The sequence below is a fragment of the Raineyella antarctica genome (genome assembly GCF_900092135.1).
Taxonomy (GTDB): Bacteria; Actinomycetota; Actinomycetes; order Propionibacteriales; family Propionibacteriaceae; genus Raineyella; species Raineyella antarctica.
In genome coordinates this window covers 468,902-485,205 of record NZ_FMYF01000002.1, presented here as the reverse complement: position 1 = coordinate 485,205, position 16,304 = coordinate 468,902, and the positions used below count along the sequence as shown (strand labels likewise).

Genomic DNA, 16,304 nt, shown 5'->3' with positions numbered 1-16,304 from the left:
TATGTCCCAGACCACCCCCCAGGCATTCCTCGTCGGCGGCACCCGTACGCCGGTGGGCCGCTACGGCGGGAGCCTGTCCTCCGTACGCCCCGACGACTTGGCGGCCCTGGTCATCGAGAAGGCCGTCCTCGGCGCCGGGATCGACCCGGCCGACGTGGACGAGGTCGTCTTCGGCAACGCCAACGGCGCCGGCGAGGAGAACCGCAACGTGGCCCGGATGGCGTGGCTGCTCGCGGGCTTCCCGGACAGCGTCCCCGGCTTCACCGTCAACCGGCTGTGCGCCTCCGGGATGACCGCCATCACGATCGCCTCCCAGATGGTGAAGTCCGGCGCGGCCGACATCGTGGTGGCCGGCGGGGTCGAGTCGATGTCGCGGGCGCCGTGGGTGCTCGCCAAGCCCGACAAGCCGTTCGCCAAGCCCGGTGAGGTGGTGGACACCTCGATCGGCTGGCGCTTCACCAACGAGAAGCTCGCCGCGATCGACAAGATGACGTACACCATGCCGGAGACCGCCGAGGAGCTCGCGACCGTCGACAACATCTCCCGTGAGGACGCGGACGCCTTCGCCGTACGCTCACACGAGCGGGCCCTGGCGGCGATCGCCGCCGGACGGTTCCGCGACGAGATCACCCCGGTCGTCATCCGCGACCGCAAGGGCGAGCGGGTCGTCGACACCGACGAGGGGCCGCGCGCCGGCACCACGATGGAGGTGCTCGGCAAGCTGCGCCCGGTGGTGAAGCCGGGCGGGGTCGTCACCGCCGGCAACTCCTCCTCGCTCAACGACGGCGCCTCGGCGGTCATCATCGCCTCCGAGCGGGCGATCCAGAAGTACGGCCTGACCCCGCGCGCGCGGATCGTCGAGGGCGTATCCGCCGGCGTCCCGGCCCCGATCATGGGCATCGGCCCCGTCCCAGCGACCCAGAAGGCGCTCGCCCGCGCCGGCTGGAGCCTGGACGAGATCGGTGCGATCGAGCTCAACGAGGCCTTCGCCACCCAGTCGCTCGCCGTGATGCGCCGCCTCGGGATGGACGAGTCCGTGACCAACCGCGACGGCGGGGCGATCGCCCTGGGGCACCCGCTCGGTTCGTCCGGTTCCCGGATCACACTGACCCTGCTGGGCCGGATGGAGCGCGAGGGCGCCGACCGCGGCCTGGCCACCATGTGCGTCGGCGTCGGACAGGGCACCGCCCTGCTGCTGGAGCGGGTGTGACGATGAGCGACTCCACCACCGGCGCGTCGCACACCCTGGCCTCCACCCGTACGTTCGAGACCATCCGCCTGCGCGAGAGCGACGACCGGCTGCACGTGGCCCTCGACCGGCCTGAGGTCCGCAACGCCATCGACCTGACCATGGTCGAGGAGCTGCACGCCGTCTGCGACCACCTCGAGCGGCAGCCGAAGGTGCTGATCATCTCCGGCACCGAGGTCAACGGCAAGGGCGTCTTCGCCTCCGGGGCCGACATCGCCCAGCTGCGCGAGCGCCGTCGCGACGACGCACTGGCGGGCATCAACTCGCAGGTCTTCTCCCGGGTGGCCCGCCTGCCGATGCCGGTGATCGCCGCCCTGGACGGCTGGACCCTTGGCGGTGGCGCCGAGCTGGCGTACGCCGCCGACTTCCGGATCGCCACCCCGCGGGTGCGGATCGGCCAGCCCGAGACCAACCTGGGCATCATGGCCGCCGCCGGCGCCACCTGGCGGCTGCGCGAGCTGGTCGGCGAGCCGCTGGCCAAGGAGCTGTTGCTCGCCGGCCGCGTCCTCGACGCCGACGAGGCGCTGGCCGCCCGCCTGGTGACTGCACTGCACCCCCCGGAGGAGCTGCTGGCCGCCGCCGACGCGCTCGCGGACCGGATCTGCGCCCAGGACCCGCTGGCCGTACGGCTCTCCAAGGCCGTCTTCCACCTGCCCGAGGCCGCGCACCCGATGGTCGACGAACTGGCGCAGGCCGTGCTGTTCGAGTCCCCGGCGAAGTTCGACCGGATGCAGGCCTTCCTCGACCGCAAGAACACCAAGTGACCACCGAAGGAGTCGGTATGACCACGAACACGATGGACCGCGACGAACAGACCACCACCCCGCTGGTCCCCGCCCGCGTGGGCGTCCTGGGCGGCGGCCGGATGGGCGCCGGCATCGCGCACGCCTTCCTCACCAACGGTTCCGAGGTGACTGTCGTGGAGCGCGACCAGCCCTCGGCCGACGCCGCGTACGGCCGGGTGGTCCGCGACGTGGAGAAGTCCCTGGAGCGCGGCCGGCTGCAGGGCCGCCTGACCGACTGGACCTCGCGCCTGTCGGTGGCCACCGACCACGCGGCCTTCCGTGGCTGCGACCTCGTCATCGAGGCGGTCCCGGAGGACTGGGACCTCAAGTGCGCCTCGCTGCGCTCGATCGAGAAGCACACCGACGGGCAGGCCTGGATCGCCTCGAACACCTCGTCGTTGTCCGTCGACGGGTTGTCCGACGAGCTCAGCCATCCGGACCGGTTCATCGGGCTGCACTTCTTCAACCCGGTGCCGGCCTCCAAGCTGGTCGAGGTCGTCGTCGGTGTCCACACCAGCCCGGAGCTCAAGGAGGGTGCCCTGGCCTGGGTCGCCGCCCTCGGCAAGACCCCGGTCGTCGTCAACGACGCCCCCGGCTTCGCCTCCTCCCGCCTCGGCGTCGCCATCGCCCTGGAGGCCATCCGGATGGTCGAGGAGGGCGTCGCCGAGCCGCGTGACATCGACAACGCGATGGTGCTCGGCTACAAGTTCCCGGTCGGCCCGCTGGAGCTCACCGACATCGTCGGCCTCGACGTACGCCTCGGCATCGCCGAGTACCTCGAGTCGAAGCTCGGCCCGCGTTTCGCCCCGCCGCAGCTGATGCGCGACATGGTCGCCCGCGGCGAGCTGGGCCGCAAGAGCGGCCGCGGCTTCTACTCGTACGACGACTGAGGAGGGCGGCACCATGGCGGAACAACCCACGGCGACCATCGCCCCCGAGGGCGTCCCCACCTCGGCCCCCCGCACGGGCGACGCCGCGGGGACGTACGAACCCTGGCGGATCGTCCTCGGCGAGCTGGACGAGCGGATGGGCGTACGCGTCCTCGAACAGTCCGTCGAACGAGTCGTCGCCACCATGCCGGTGGCCGGCAACCGGCAGTCGCTCGGCCTGCTGCACGGCGGGGCGATGCTGGCCCTGGGTGAGGCCGTCGGGTCGTGGGCCGCGCTGATCCACGCGTCCACGCGCGGCATGGTGTGCGTCGGGGTCGATGCCAACGCCACGCACCACCGTTCCGTCCGCGAGGGGATGGTCACCGCTGTCGCCACGCCGATCCGGCTCGGTGGCACGATCACCTCCCACGAGGTCGTGATCAGTGACGAGGACGGCAACCGGCTGTCGACGTTCCGGATCACGAACCTGCTGCGTCCGGCGAAGTGAGGCAGGGTCCGACCCGATGACACGAGGGTGCGAGGCCCAGGCGGGACCGGCCGGAGCGGGCCGGCCGTGTGATCATGGAAGGACATCCAGCCTCGCCCCTCGGACCGGAGGTAGCCGCCATGGAGCCGGAGCGCCACGAGACCAACGCGGAGAAGATGGACCGCAACTGGGGTGAGCTGCTGCAGGAGCTGCGCGTCACCCAGACCGGCGTACAGATCCTTTCCGGCTTCCTGCTGACCCTGCCCTTCCAGAACCGCTTCACCACCCTCGACCAGGGCCAGCGCACGCTGTACCTGGTCACCGCCGTGCTCAGCGTGGCGGCGGCCGGACTCCTGGTGGCCCCCGTGAGCGCGCACCGGCTGCTGTTCCGCCGTGGCCAGAAAGCGGCACTCGTCGACGAGGGCAGCACCTTGGCCAAGGCGGGCCTGACCGCGCTCGCACTGACGGTGATCGCGGTCCTGGGCCTGGTCTTCAGCATGGTGCTGGACATGACGGCCGCGATCGTGGCCAGCGCGTGCGCGTTCGTCTTCTTCCTCGTCTTCTGGGTGCTGGTACCTCTGGCGATGCGACGCAGGAAGCGCTGAACCCAGCACGGAACCATGCCTTGCGCAGTGACCCGGATCACCTTTACGCTGCTTAAGTAACCGATCGTTCAGTTAGTTAAGCCGGGCCAGCCCCGGACGACACCCCTGGTGAGGCCCCGTGCCCCAGGCCACGGAAGGAATCAACGCAGATGGCCCAGAGCGTGCTCCCCAGCTACCTACGGGATTCATGGTGGACCCCCACCGCCCCCCAGCGCCCCACCGAGGTCGCCGACGCCAGCACCGGAGCCCCGGTGGCCCTGGTCAGCACCGAGGGACTCGACACCGCCGCCGCCGTCGAGCACGGCCGGACCGTCGGCCAGCGCTCGCTCGGTGAACTCACCATCCACGAGCGGGCCCTGCTGCTCAAGGAGATCGCCGCGTACCTCAACAGCCGCAAGCAGGAGCTGTACGACGTCTCGTACGCCACCGGCGCGACCGACAAGGACCACCTCTCCGACATCGACGGCGGCATCGGCACGCTCTTCACCTTCTCCTCGAAGGGCCGCCGGGAGCTGCCGAACAGCAACGTGATCGTCGACGGACCGGTCGAGGTCCTCGCCAAGGACAAGAGTTTCCAGGGTGAGCACGTCTACACCCGCCGGCCCGGTGTCGCGGTCCAGATCAACGCCTTCAACTTCCCCGTCTGGGGGATGCTCGAGAAGTTCGCGCCGGCGTTCGTCGCCGGCGTCCCGACGATCGTCAAGCCGGCCACGCCGACCGGCTACGTCACCCAGGCCTGCGTACGGATGATGGTCGAGTCGGGCCTGCTCCCCGAGGGCTCGCTGCAGCTCATCGCCGGTTCGGCGCGCGACCTGCTCGACCACCTGGACCACCGTGACTTCGTCGCGTTCACCGGATCGGCGACCACGGCGCGGATGCTCCAGGAGCACCCGGCCGTACGCGAACGCGGCCTCACCTTCACCGCGGAGACCGACTCCCTCAACGCGGCCGTGCTCGGTCCGGACGCCGTCCCCGGCACGCCCGAGTTCGACGCGTTCATCAAGGCCGTGATGGTCGAGATGACCTACAAGGCCGGCCAGAAGTGCACGGCCATCCGCCGCGTCATCGTGCCGCGCGAACAGGTCGAAGCCGTCGTGGAGGCGCTCGCCGACCGGCTGAACGCGCGGGTCACCGTGGGCGATCCGCGTACGCAGGGCACCACGATGGGCCCGCTGGCCTCCATCGAACAGCGCGACGAGGTCGCCAGGGCGGTGGACCGGCTCGTCGCGGCCGGCGGTGTCGTACGCCTCGGCGGCAGCGGCAGCGTCGAGGGGGCTCCGGCCGAGGGCGCCTTCTTCGCCCCGACCATCCTCGGCTTCGAGGACGCGGACACCCCGGCCGTACACGAGGTCGAGGCCTTCGGGCCCGTCACCTCGGTACTCGGCTATGCGGACGTGGCGGACGCCGTACGCCTCGTCGCCCTGGGCGGCGGCTCACTGGTGGCCACGGTCTGTACGCACGACCCGGAGACGGCGCGGGCCTTCGCCGAGGGCATCGCCGCCCACCACGGGCGGCTGCACTACCTCGACCGCGACGACATGAGGACCTCCACCGGCCACGGCTCCCCGCTGCCGCACCTGGTGCACGGCGGACCGGGTCGTGCCGGTGGCGGTGAGGAACTGGGCGGCATCCGTGGCGTCAAGCACTACATGCAGCGGACCGCGGTCCAGGGGTCCCCTGACCTGCTGACCGCGATCACAGGCATCTGGCACCAGGGTGCGACGGCCAACACCGCGACCCGCTCGGCGGTCGAGGCCGGGGAGGTCGAGCACCCGTTCCGCAAGTCGCTGCGCACGTTGCGGGTCGGGGACCAGTTCGTCTCCGACCTGCGCACCGTCGGGCTGCAGGACATCCTGGACTTCGCCGCCGCAACCGGGGACACCTTCTACGCCCACACCGACGCCGAGGCCGCGGCCGCGAACCCGTTCTTCCCCCGCCAGGTCGCCCACGGCTACCTGCTGGTGGCGTGGGCCGCGGGCCTGTTCGTCGACCCGGCGCCGGGCCCCGTGCTGGCCAACTACGGCCTGGACAACCTGCGCTTCGTCACGCCGGTCACCTGGGACGACGCCATCCGGGTCACCCTGACGGCCAAGCAGATCACTCCGCGGGTGACCGACGAGTACGGCGAGGTGGCCTGGGACACGGTGATCACCAACCAGCAGGACGAGGTCGTCGCCACGTACGACGTGCTCACCCTGGTGTCGAAGGAACCGCGGGGCTGAGCGGCGTCGCGCGGTTGAGGATCCCCGCGCCCCGGGTCACCGCATGGGGGGACCCGGGGCGCGTGATCCTGCCGGGCGGGAGCGCACTGGTAGCGCCGCACGGTGATGGGGCCGGTCCTGGCGCTGGGGCGGCGTTGCGCGGGGGCCGGTCCAGGCGCTGGGGCGGCGTTGCGCGGGGGCCGGTCCAGGCGCTGGGGCGGCGCTACGCGGGGGCCGGTCCAGGCGCTGGGGCGGCGCTACCCCGAGCCGCTTCGCTTCCGACCAGCCGCTACGGGCCGGCCTGACGCGGCTGGCTGAAGGCGACGCGGCCCCTGTTCGCGGGTCACCCGAGCGAATCCGACCGCGCCACCTCGATGTCCGGGGGTTGTCCCGCGACCCGCTCGTGTTGTCCATGGGCCGTGCGGTGTTGTCCCGTGACCGTGCGGTGTTGTCGGTTCAGGGCGCGGTGTTGTCCGTCCATGCCGCGCCCTCGCCATCAGCACCGTAGGCCGGTTCGATGGAGGACATGGAGCTTCCCCGGTTCACATTGCCCCTCGTCCGGACCCGCCACGAGCTGCTCGACCAAGGTCGTGATGACGCCCAGATCCGGGCGGCGCTGAAGGCCGGGACGTTGGTGCGGGTGCGCCGAGGGTGCTACGTGGACGCGCGGCCCGAGGGGTCGATGGCGCGAGGCTCCTCCGCGGCAGCGCCGGTGCGCGCCGTGCCCGCCGTGCCGGCCGTGTCCGCCGCGGCGGCCACGGCAGCCGTGGCCGCGCAGCTGGGCCCGGTGGTCTTCAGTCACGCCACCGCGGCGGCCCTGTGGCAACTGCCCTTCCTCGGCGCCCCGCCCGAGGCGATCCACCTGACACTTCCCCGGGAGGCCGGCGGGATCGTACGGGCCGGGGTGCACCGGCACACCGGCGCCCTGGCCCCCGAGGAGGTTGTCGAGCACCGCGGGATCCGGCTCACCTCGCTCGCCCGCACGCTGGTCGACGTGGCGCGGACCGACGGCTTTCGTGACGGCCTGGTGATGGCCGACCACGCCCTGCACGGGAGCCGGGACCCGGAGGCCCTCCGCCAGGCGATGAGCGCGAGCATCAGGCGCCTGCGCGGGGCGGTCGGGATCGGGAACGCCCGTCGGATGGCCGACTTCGCGGTGGTGGCTGCGGAGAGCCCCGGGGAGTCCCTGAGCCGCATCGTGTTCCGGGAGCAGAAGGTGCCCGAACCGCTGCTCCAGTTCCGGCTCTCGGTCCCGTTGCCGGGTGGCGCGCGGGGTGACTTCATCACCGACTTCGCCTGGAAGCACCTGAAGGCGGTCGGCGAGTTCGACGGCCGGGTCAAGTACGGGCGCTACCTTCGCGAGGGCCAGACGCCGGGTGACGCGGTGTTCGAGGAGAAGGGCCGGGAGGACGCCATTCGATCGGTGGGGTGGCTGGTGCTGCGCTGGACATGGGAGCAGCTCCAGAGTCCCGAGGTACTCGGGCGGCGAGTGCGCGAGACCCTCGCCGCGCGGGCCCGAGAGCTCGGAGTGCGCCCGTCGGAGTTGACCCCTGGGAGCTGAGCCTGCCTCGAGCCGGGCCTGCCTCGAACTGGGCCTGCCTCGAGCCGACGGCATTCGGAGCCGCTTCGCCTTCAGCTAGCCGCTACTCGTCGACCCGTAGCGGCTAACTGGAAACGGAGCGGCTGAGGTTGCGTACCCGTCCCAAGCCTGGGTGCCGGGGCCGACCAGCAAGTGGCGCGCCCTACTCGCCCGGGCCCCCACGCCCCTACTCACCCCGGGCCCCGGCACCCCCGGCACCCCCGGCACCCCCGACGTCCCCCGCGTCCCCGGCATCCCCGGAGGCCAGGACACCCTCGAAGAGGATGCCCACGACCGCATCCGCCACTGCGTCGGCGTCGTCGCGCTCGGGGCGGTACCAGTCGATCATCGAGTTGATCATCCCGAACACCAGCCGGGCCAGGTGGCGCGCACTCACGTCGGCCCGCACACCACCCTCCTGCTGGGCGTTCTCGAAGCGGCCCTCGAGCTCCCGGGTCAGGGCGCGGCGACGTTCGAGCGCGTGTTGTTCCAGCGGGTTGTTGCCGCGCAGGCGCAGCAGCAGGGTGACATGCGGGCGTTCCTCGACCAGCGCCCGGACGCTTCCGCGCACCAGCAGCTCCAGCCGCGTACGGGCCGGCCCCTCGGTCGCCCGGGCGTCCGCCACCACGCGGTCGAGCCGGCTCAGCGCCCGGTCCAGCGACAGCGAGAGCAGCTCCTCCTTGGACTTCACGTGGTGGTAGATCGCCGCCTTGGAGATGCCGAGCTCCTCGGCGAGCATGCCCATCGAGGTGGCGTCGTACCCGTGGCGGTTGAAGACGTCCACGCACACCGCCAGCAGCGTCTCCTGGTCGTAGCCGGGTCGCCCCCGTCGCGCACCGTTGGCCGGGGCATGGCCCGCCCGTTCCTCGTGGTCCACCGGCTGCGCCATCCGTACTCCGCCTCTCGTCATGGTGTGGTGAATTGAACCACAGGGCCCCTACCACCCCATCGTGGCAGGAGCCCTGCGTCATGCTCGGTGTTCCCGGCCCGCAGGACCGGGAACGGGGTCAGACCGTGCCGTGCACCGGCGCCTCCGGGCGCAGGTCGTAGATGCGCTTCGCCTTGCCCTCGGAACGCGGCAGGCTGTTGTGCTCGACCACCATCACGTTGGCGGTCGAGCCGATGCGCACCTTGATGTCGCGCTGCAGCCGCAGGCCCGCGTCGCGTGCCTCGGCCACGCTGAACTGCGGACGCGGCTCGACCTTCACGGTCAGCTCGTCCATCCGGCCCGGCCGGGTGATCTCCAGGATGAACTGCGGGCCCAGCTCGGGCTGCTCCAGGGCGAGCTCCTCGACCTGGGAGGGGAACAGGTTCACGCCGCGCAGGATGATCATGTCGTCCGAGCGGCCGAAGATCCGCTCCATCCGGCGGTGGCCGGGACGTACGCTGCCCGGCAGCAGCCGGGTGAGGTCACGGGTGCGGTAGCGGATGATGGGCAGCGCCTGCTTGGCGAGCGAGGTGAAGACCAGCTCGCCCGACTCACCGTCCTCCAGCACCGAGCCGCTGTTGGGGTCGATGATCTCGGGCAGGAAGACGTCCTCCCAGATGTGCGAGCCGTCCTGGGCCTCGGCGGACTCGCCGGCCACGCCGGGGCCGAGCACCTCGGACAGCCCGTAGATGTCGCAGGCGCTGATGCCGAAGAGGTCCTCGATCTCCCCGCGCATCTGCTCCGACCACGGTTCCGCGCCGAGCACGGCCGTACGCAGCGAGGTCTTCCGCGGGTCGATGCCCTGGCGCTTCATCGCGTCACCGATGGTGAGCAGGTAGGTCGGCGTGGCGAGGATCGCGGCCGGCTTGAAGTCCTGGATGATCTGGACCTGCTTGTCGGTCTGGCCGCCGGACATCGGGATCACCGAGCAGCCGAGCTTCTCGGCCCCGTAGTGCGCGCCCAGCCCACCGGTGAACAGGCCGTAGCCGTACGCGTTGTGGACGATGTCCCCGGCGCGGATGCCGGAGATCCGGAAGCAGCGCGCAACCAGCGAGCCCCAGACGTCCAGGTCCTCCTGGGTGTAGGCGACGACGGTCGGCTGGCCGGTCGTGCCCGAGGAGGCGTGGATGCGCCGGACCTGGTCCATCGGCACCGCGAGCGTGCCGAACGGGTAGTTGGCCCGCAGGAACTGCTTGTCGGTGTAGGGGAAGTACTTGATGTCCTCCAGCTCCCGCAGGTCGTTCGGGTGCACCCCCGCGGCGTCGTACAGGTCGCGGTAGGCCTTGACGTTGTCGTACGCATGGTGGAGTGACCACTGCAGGCGGCCGAGCTGGAGGGAGCGGATCTGCTCGCGCCCCATCCGCTCCTCGGGGTCCAGCTGGTTGGTGTCCAACGGCGACGGCGACTTCACCGGTGCGGGCATGGGGTTCATATCAGGCTCCCTTGCTCTGATCGAAACGGTTGGGGATCGTACGGCAACGCCCCCGGAACTCGGCGATGACGGTGTCACCGGCCAGGACCTGGACGTCGTAGAGACCGCTGCGCGGCCCCTGGAAACGGACTTCACCGCGGGCGGTGAGTTCGGCGCCGAGCGGCGCCGAGCTGATGAACTCGATATCGGCGCCCTGCGCCACGGTGATGGTGCTGCCGTCCCCGGCGGGGTCGTTGCAGGCCATCGCGAAGCACGAGTCGGCGAAGGCGAAGAGCATGCCCCCGTGGGCCATGCCGAAGCCGTTGAGCATTTCCTCACGGACGACCATCCGGATCTCCGCATGGCCGTACGAGGCGCTGACCACCTCGATACCGAGCCAGGCGCTCGCCTTGTCGGCGCGGAGCACCGGGTGCTGATCCATGGTTGTGACATGAATGGACATCTTTGTGACCCACCTCACTTACCGACTGAATGGTCAGTAGGTTTTCCCACTTCCGGTCATCTGTCAACCCCCGTGGAGTCACAGGCAGCATGGCCTGCCGGTCGATCCGCCCACCGGCGCCGATCCGGGCGCCCGAGGTTCCGGCATTCCTGCCCGCCCTGACCCGCCCCGACCCGCCCCGGCGCGGATCGCACCACCCGGATCGCACAACCCGGATCACACCACCACGCGGAACCCCCTTGACGCTGTGACGCCCGCCACATATGGTTACCGAACGATCAGTCAGTTAATCGGACTGACCCGAGACCGAGGAAGCCACCATGACCGTGACGGACAGTTCACAGATTCCGGTCGACCGGGCGGAGATCGAGCGTGCCGGCCAGGAGCACTTCGACCGCATCGTCGCGGCCGACTCCCGCATCGAGCCCCGCGACTGGATGCCGGAGGGCTACCGCAAGACCCTGACCCGCCAGATCTCGCAGCACGCACACTCCGAGATCATCGGCATGCAGCCGGAGGCCAACTGGATCACCCGCGCCCCCTCGCTGAAGCGCAAGGCGATCCTGATGGCCAAGGTGCAGGACGAGGCCGGCCATGGTCTCTACCTCTACTCCGCCGCCGAGACCCTGGGCACCCCGCGCCGCGAGCTCAACCAGCAGTTGCTCCACGGGCGCGCCAAGTACTCGTCGATCTTCAACTACCCGGCCCGGACCTGGGCCGACATGGGCGCGATCGGCTGGCTCGTCGACGGCGCCGCGATCGCCAACCAGGTGCCGCTGTGCCGCTGCTCGTACGGCCCGTACGGCCGCGCGATGGTGCGGGTCTGCAAGGAGGAGTCGTTCCACCAGCGCCAGGGCTGGGAGATCCTCCACGCCCTCTCGCACGGCACCCCCGCACAGAAGCAGATGGCCCAGGACGCCGTCGACCGGCTCTACGCCCCGGCGCTGATGATGTTCGGCCCGCCCGACTCCGACTCGTCGAACTCCGACCAGAGCATGGCCTGGAACATCAAGCGGTTCAGCAACGACGAACTGCGCCAGCGCTTCGTGGACATGATCGTCCCCCAGGCCGAGGCCCTCGGCCTCACCCTGCCCGACCCCGACCTGAAGTGGAACGAGGAGCGCGGCCACTACGACTTCGGCCCGCTCGACTGGGACGAGTTCTGGCGGGTCGTGAAGGGCGGGGGCCCGCTGAACGCCCAGCGCATGCAGCGCCGCCGCGAGGCCCACGCCGAGGGCGCCTGGGTCCGCGAGGCCGCCGAGGCGTACGCCGCCAAGCACACCACCACCACGACCGCCCTGATCGGAGACTGACCCATGACTTCCAGCCAGCAGGACACCACCCGGGCCACCGACGCGGACTGGCCGCTGTGGGAGGTGTTCATCCGCAGCAACCGCGGACTCTCCCACGTGCACGCCGGCTCGCTGCACGCCCCGGACGCCACCATGGCCCTCCGCAACGCCCGCGACCTCTACACCCGCCGCAACGAGGGCACCTCCGTGTGGGTCGTGCCGTCCGAGGCGATCACCGCCTCCGATCCCGACGCCAAGGGCGGCTACTTCGAGTCCGGCCAGGGCAAGTCCTACCGCCACGCCACGTACTACAAGACCAGCGAAGGGGTGCCGCACCTATGAGTTTCGCCACGATCGATTCCGCCACCAAGCAGAGCGCCGGGACGGCCATCACCGCCGAGGAGATCGCCGAAGGCCTGCACGAGGGCCACACGGCGTCGCCCGACGTCGCCCGCTACGCCCTCACCCTCGGTGACGACGCCCTCATCCTGGCCCAGCGCCTGGGCTGGTGGATCTCCCGCGCCCCGGAGATGGAGGAGGACATCGCCCTGGGCAACATCGCCCTGGACCTCCTCGGCCATGCCCGCTTCCTGCTGACGTACGCCGGCTCCGCCGACGGCCGCACCGAGGACGACCTGGCCTACTTCCGCACCGAGGAGGAGTTCCGCTCCTGCCGCCTGGTCGAGCAGCCCAACGGCGACTTCGCCCACACGATCGCCCGCCAGCTGCTGTTCTCCCAGTACGCCTACCTGCTCTACCGGGAACTCGCCGGCTCCGCCGACAGCGTGCTGGGCGCCATCGCCGACAAGGCCCTCAAGGAGGTCGCGTACCACCGGGACCACGCCACCCAGTGGACCCTGCGGCTGGGCGACGGCACCGAGGAGTCGCACCGCCGGATGCAGGAGGCCATCGAGCACGTGTGGCCGTACCTCGAGGAGTTGTTCACCGACGAGGACCTGCACGACCGGCTGGAGGGGATCGCCGTACGGCCGTCCTCGCTGCGCGCCGAGTTCGACGCGCACGTGGCCGACGTGCTGGCCGCCGCGACCCTGGAGGTCCCGCAGGTCCCGCAGGCGATGGCGTACGGCGGCGTACGCAGCGGAGCGGCCAGCGAGCACCGCGGTTTCATCCTGGCCGAGATGCAGTCCCTGGCCGTGCGCCATCCCGGCGCGACCTGGTGAGCGAGGCATCCCCATGGCTCCGCTGAACGCGCAGGCCCACCCCTCGGACGCGGCCGACCCGGACATCGCGACCCGCCCCGTCGACCCGGCGGCGGGCGCCGTCTGGGACCTGCTCTCGGCGGTGCACGACCCGGAGATCCCGGTGCTGACCATCGCCGACATCGGGATCCTCCGCCGGGTCGAGGTCGCCGCCGACGGGCACCCGGTGGTCACCATCACGCCCACCTACTCCGGATGCCCGGCGATGGACACGATCAGCCAGGACATCCATACGCACCTGGCGGCCCATGGCCACCCGGACGCCGAGGTCCGTACGGTCCTGCTGCCCGCCTGGACCACCGACTGGATGACCGAGGACGGCCGGACCAAGCTCGAGGCGTACGGCATCGCCCCGCCGACCGGACGATCCGCCGTCCACGGCTCAGGCTCCGGACCGATCTCGCTCACCCTGTCCGTCCGCTGCCCCAACTGCGGCTCGACCGACACCCGCGAGATGTCGCACTTCGGCTCCACCTCCTGCAAGGCGCTGTGGGTCTGCCAGGCCTGCGCCGAACCCTTCGACCACTTCAAGGTGCACTGATGACCGAGACCACCACCCGCCGCCGCGCCACCTTCAACACCCTCGAGGTCACCCGCGTCCGCCCGCTCACCGACGACGCCGTCGAGGTGACCTTCGCGGTGCCCGACCACCTGGCCGACGAGTACAACTACCTACCCGGCCAGTACGTCGCACTGCGGGCCCAGATCGACGGCCGCGAGGTGCGCCGCTCCTACTCGCTGTGCACCGAACCGATCCCCGGCGAGATCCGGGTAGGCATCAAGAAGGACCTCGGGGGCATCTTCTCGACCTGGGCCAACGAGGAGCTGCGTCCCGGTGACACGCTCGACGTGATGAACCCCCAGGGCGCCTTCATCTCCCAGCACCCGCTGTCCAGCCTCAACAATGCCGAGACGCTGGCCGCCGAGCAGATCAACGCCCACCCGCGCCTGCACCTGGCCGCCATCGCCGCCGGTTCCGGCATCACCCCGATCCTGGCGATCGCCCGGGCCGTGCTGGCCGGCGCCGACCACACGACGGTGGAACTGGTGTACGCGAACAAGTCGGCCCAGGACGTGATGTTCGCCGAGGAGATCGGTGACCTCAAGGACCGCTACCCCTCCCGCTTCGCCGTACACCACGTGCTGTCCCGCGAACAGCGCGTCAACCCGCTGATGAGCGGCCGGATCGACGCCGAGAAGCTCGGCCTGATCCTCGACAACGTGCTGCGCACCGCCCAGGTCGACGAGTGGTTCCTCTGCGGCCCGTTCGAGCTCGTCCAGCTCTGCCGGGACACCCTCGCCGAGCGCGGGGTCGGCGAGGCCGACGTACGTTTCGAGCTGTTCAGCACCGGTCGTCCCGACGAGCAGCAGGGCGACCGCGGCCGTCCGGTTGTCGCCGACCCGCTCGGCGACAACGTCACCATCCGCTTCCAGCTCGACGGGACCTCCGCCGAGGTCGAGTCGCCCAAGCGCGCCCACGAGACCGTGCTGAACGCGGCGTTGCGTACGCGCCCCGACGTCCCGTTCGCCTGCGCCGGCGGCGTCTGCGGCACCTGCCGGGCCAAGGTCACCGAGGGCGAGTTCACGATGGACGAGAACTACGCCCTCGAGGCCGACGAGATCGCGCGCGGCTACGTGCTGACCTGCCAGACCCGCCCGACGGGCGACCGGCTCTGCGTCGACTTCGACGCCTGAGCCGACCGGCCACCGGCCACCGGCCACCGGCCACCGCTCACCGCTCACCAGCGCAATCCCTCGCCCCGACCAGGAGGAACGCATGGCCATGATCGAGTTGTCCGTCGACGGCGACGTCGCCGAGATCGTCCTCAATGCCCCGCACAAGATGAACGCCCTCGACGAGGAGGCGCTCGGCGAGCTGGGCGCGGCGTACGACGCGGCCGAGCGGGCCGGCGTACGTGCCCTGCTGCTGCGGGCCGAGGGGCGCGGCTTCTGCGCAGGACGTGACATCAGCCGCGTCGACCCGGCCACCGACGACGCGTACGGCTACCTGGCCGGCAAGGTCACCCCCTTGCTGCGGCGGATGGCGGAGTTCCCGGCGCCGACCTTCGCCGCCGTCCAGGGGGCCTGCCTGGGCGTCGGGCTCGGGCTGGCGATCGCCACCGACGTCGTGTACGTCGCGGAGAACGCCAAGATCGGCTCCCCCTTCGCCGCACTGGGGGCCACCCTGGACTCCGGTGGCCACTGGCTGTTCACGGAACGGCTCGGGCCGCACCGTGCCCTCGACCTGATCTACACCGCGGAGTTCCTCTCCGGGGCCGAAGCGGTCGCGGGCGGGTTGTTCAGTCGCGCGGTGCCGGCCGAGGAGCTGCTGGCCTTCACCCGCACCCGGGTCGAGGCGGCAGCGCAGGGCGCGACCTCGGCCTTCCTCGCCTCCCGCAAGCTCGTCGCGCAGATCCGCGACCACCGGCTCGGGCTGTGGGAGTCCGTCGAAGCGGAGAACACCGCCCAGGGGCAGTTGTGCAACGGCCCCGACTACCACGAGGGCTTCCGAGCCTTCCAGGAGAAGCGGCGGCCGGTCTTCACCGGAAGGTCCTGAGCGCTCCTGCTCCCGTGCACCGCCTCACGTCCGCGCGTGGTGTGGTGGCCCCGAGCTCGTCCAGCCGCGAGCTGGGGTGGTCGGGTGGCTCGGCTCCCCAGCCGCGTCGCTTCCAGTCAGCCGCGGCCCGTCGACCTGACGCGGCTGGCTGGGACCGAAGCGACTGGGAGAGCTGTTGGGTGCCGCCGTCCCTCCCCGCCTCAGGGCCGCGGATCGACCAGCAGGCAGGTGATCGCGAAGCTGGAGACCAGGTGGTCGTGGTCGTCGCGGATGTCCACCGCGTACGAGGCGACGCGTCCGCCCAGGTGCTTGGGAACCGCCGTCGCGGTGACGATGCCCCGCCGGGTGGCCCGGTGGTGGGTGGCCGAGACGTCCAGCCCGACGCAGACCTTGCCATGGGCGTGGGCGTGGAAGCCGGCAGCGATCGAGGCCACCTCCTCCCCCAGCGCCAGCAGCGCACCGCCGTGCAGCAGCCCGTGCGGCTGGGTGTTGCCCTCGACCGGCATGGTCGCCACGGAGCGTTCGGCACCGACCTCGAGCAGCGTGATGCCGAGGCGGGCGCCCAGGGCGCTGGGCTGGCGGGGGACGGACACGGAGGCCTCCTGGGTGACCGGCGGGCGGGATGAGCGAGCAGGACGAGCGGGCTGAGCATAACCCG

General features: G+C 71.1%; 17 protein-coding genes. 13 read left to right on the top strand and 4 right to left on the bottom strand.

The features are described from left to right. Window position 1: 1 nt before the first annotated feature. From GA0111570_RS04685 to GA0111570_RS04655, 7 genes are all read left to right on the top strand, one after another. Window positions 2-1,210 (top strand): thiolase family protein, encoded by a 1,209-nt coding sequence (locus GA0111570_RS04685; protein ID WP_092606991.1) that lies wholly within the window; start codon window positions 2-4, stop codon window positions 1,208-1,210. Between the two features lie 2 nt (window positions 1,211-1,212). Then, a complete protein-coding gene (locus tag GA0111570_RS04680) occupies window positions 1,213-2,013 on the top strand; it encodes an enoyl-CoA hydratase/isomerase family protein (RefSeq protein WP_092606988.1) in 801 nt (266 codons plus the stop codon). Between the two features lie 17 nt (window positions 2,014-2,030). Then, window positions 2,031-2,924 (top strand): 3-hydroxyacyl-CoA dehydrogenase family protein, encoded by an 894-nt coding sequence (locus tag GA0111570_RS04675; RefSeq protein ID WP_217634014.1) that lies wholly within the window; start codon window positions 2,031-2,033, stop codon window positions 2,922-2,924. A gap of 13 nt (window positions 2,925-2,937) precedes the next feature. Next, a complete protein-coding gene (locus tag GA0111570_RS04670) occupies window positions 2,938-3,411 on the top strand; it encodes a PaaI family thioesterase (protein ID WP_092606985.1) in 474 nt (157 codons plus the stop codon). Window positions 3,412-3,530: 119 nt separating this feature from the next. Beyond that, complete coding sequence (locus tag GA0111570_RS04665) at window positions 3,531-3,995, top strand: DUF6328 family protein (RefSeq protein WP_092606981.1); 465 nt, start codon at window positions 3,531-3,533, stop codon at window positions 3,993-3,995. Between the two features lie 149 nt (window positions 3,996-4,144). Continuing rightward, window positions 4,145-6,217, top strand: coding sequence for a phenylacetic acid degradation bifunctional protein PaaZ (gene paaZ, locus GA0111570_RS04660; protein WP_092606978.1), 2,073 nt, complete (start codon window positions 4,145-4,147; stop codon window positions 6,215-6,217). Window positions 6,218-6,713: 496 nt separating this feature from the next. Beyond that, on the top strand, window positions 6,714-7,757 hold the full coding sequence (locus GA0111570_RS04655) for a hypothetical protein (RefSeq protein WP_139283143.1): 1,044 nt from the start codon (window positions 6,714-6,716) through the stop codon (window positions 7,755-7,757). Window positions 7,758-7,962: 205 nt separating this feature from the next. On the opposite strand, the gene GA0111570_RS04650 is transcribed toward GA0111570_RS04655, so the two are convergent. The 3 genes from GA0111570_RS04650 to GA0111570_RS04640 form a co-directional block, all read right to left on the bottom strand. Then, window positions 7,963-8,664, bottom strand: coding sequence for a TetR/AcrR family transcriptional regulator (locus GA0111570_RS04650; RefSeq protein ID WP_092606972.1), 702 nt, complete (start codon window positions 8,662-8,664; stop codon window positions 7,963-7,965). A 118-nt stretch (window positions 8,665-8,782) separates the two neighbouring features. Then, window positions 8,783-10,135, bottom strand: coding sequence for an AMP-binding protein (locus tag GA0111570_RS04645; protein ID WP_092606969.1), 1,353 nt, complete (start codon window positions 10,133-10,135; stop codon window positions 8,783-8,785). A gap of 1 nt (window position 10,136) precedes the next feature. Further along, window positions 10,137-10,556 (bottom strand): PaaI family thioesterase, encoded by a 420-nt coding sequence (locus GA0111570_RS04640; protein WP_092606966.1) that lies wholly within the window; start codon window positions 10,554-10,556, stop codon window positions 10,137-10,139. A 341-nt stretch (window positions 10,557-10,897) separates the two neighbouring features. Between GA0111570_RS04640 and paaA the strand changes: the two genes are divergently transcribed. From paaA to GA0111570_RS04610, 6 genes are all read left to right on the top strand, one after another. Beyond that, window positions 10,898-11,890, top strand: a complete 993-nt coding sequence (paaA, locus tag GA0111570_RS04635; RefSeq protein ID WP_092606963.1) for a 1,2-phenylacetyl-CoA epoxidase subunit PaaA — start codon at window positions 10,898-10,900, stop codon at window positions 11,888-11,890. A gap of 3 nt (window positions 11,891-11,893) precedes the next feature. Continuing rightward, window positions 11,894-12,211, top strand: a complete 318-nt coding sequence (gene paaB / locus GA0111570_RS04630) for a 1,2-phenylacetyl-CoA epoxidase subunit PaaB (protein WP_092606960.1) — start codon at window positions 11,894-11,896, stop codon at window positions 12,209-12,211. Beyond that, window positions 12,208-13,050 (top strand): 1,2-phenylacetyl-CoA epoxidase subunit PaaC, encoded by an 843-nt coding sequence (gene paaC / locus GA0111570_RS04625; protein ID WP_092606957.1) that lies wholly within the window; start codon window positions 12,208-12,210, stop codon window positions 13,048-13,050. The genes paaB and paaC overlap by 4 nt, the downstream gene beginning before the upstream one ends. A 13-nt stretch (window positions 13,051-13,063) precedes the next feature. Next, window positions 13,064-13,630 carry a 1,2-phenylacetyl-CoA epoxidase subunit PaaD gene (paaD, locus tag GA0111570_RS04620; RefSeq protein WP_092606954.1) on the top strand — a complete coding sequence of 189 codons (567 nt, stop codon included), beginning with the start codon at window positions 13,064-13,066 and terminating at the stop codon, window positions 13,628-13,630. After that, window positions 13,630-14,784: a 1,2-phenylacetyl-CoA epoxidase subunit PaaE gene (gene paaE, locus GA0111570_RS04615; RefSeq protein WP_092606951.1), complete on the top strand. Its 1,155-nt coding sequence runs from the start codon at window positions 13,630-13,632 to the stop codon at window positions 14,782-14,784. The genes paaD and paaE overlap by 1 nt, the downstream gene beginning before the upstream one ends. An 82-nt stretch (window positions 14,785-14,866) precedes the next feature. After that, on the top strand, window positions 14,867-15,646 hold the full coding sequence (locus tag GA0111570_RS04610; protein WP_217634013.1) for an enoyl-CoA hydratase/isomerase family protein: 780 nt from the start codon (window positions 14,867-14,869) through the stop codon (window positions 15,644-15,646). A 200-nt stretch (window positions 15,647-15,846) separates the two neighbouring features. On the opposite strand, the gene GA0111570_RS04605 is transcribed toward GA0111570_RS04610, so the two are convergent. Beyond that, window positions 15,847-16,239, bottom strand: coding sequence for a PaaI family thioesterase (locus GA0111570_RS04605; protein WP_092606948.1), 393 nt, complete (start codon window positions 16,237-16,239; stop codon window positions 15,847-15,849). Between the last annotated feature and the right edge of the window lie 65 nt (window positions 16,240-16,304).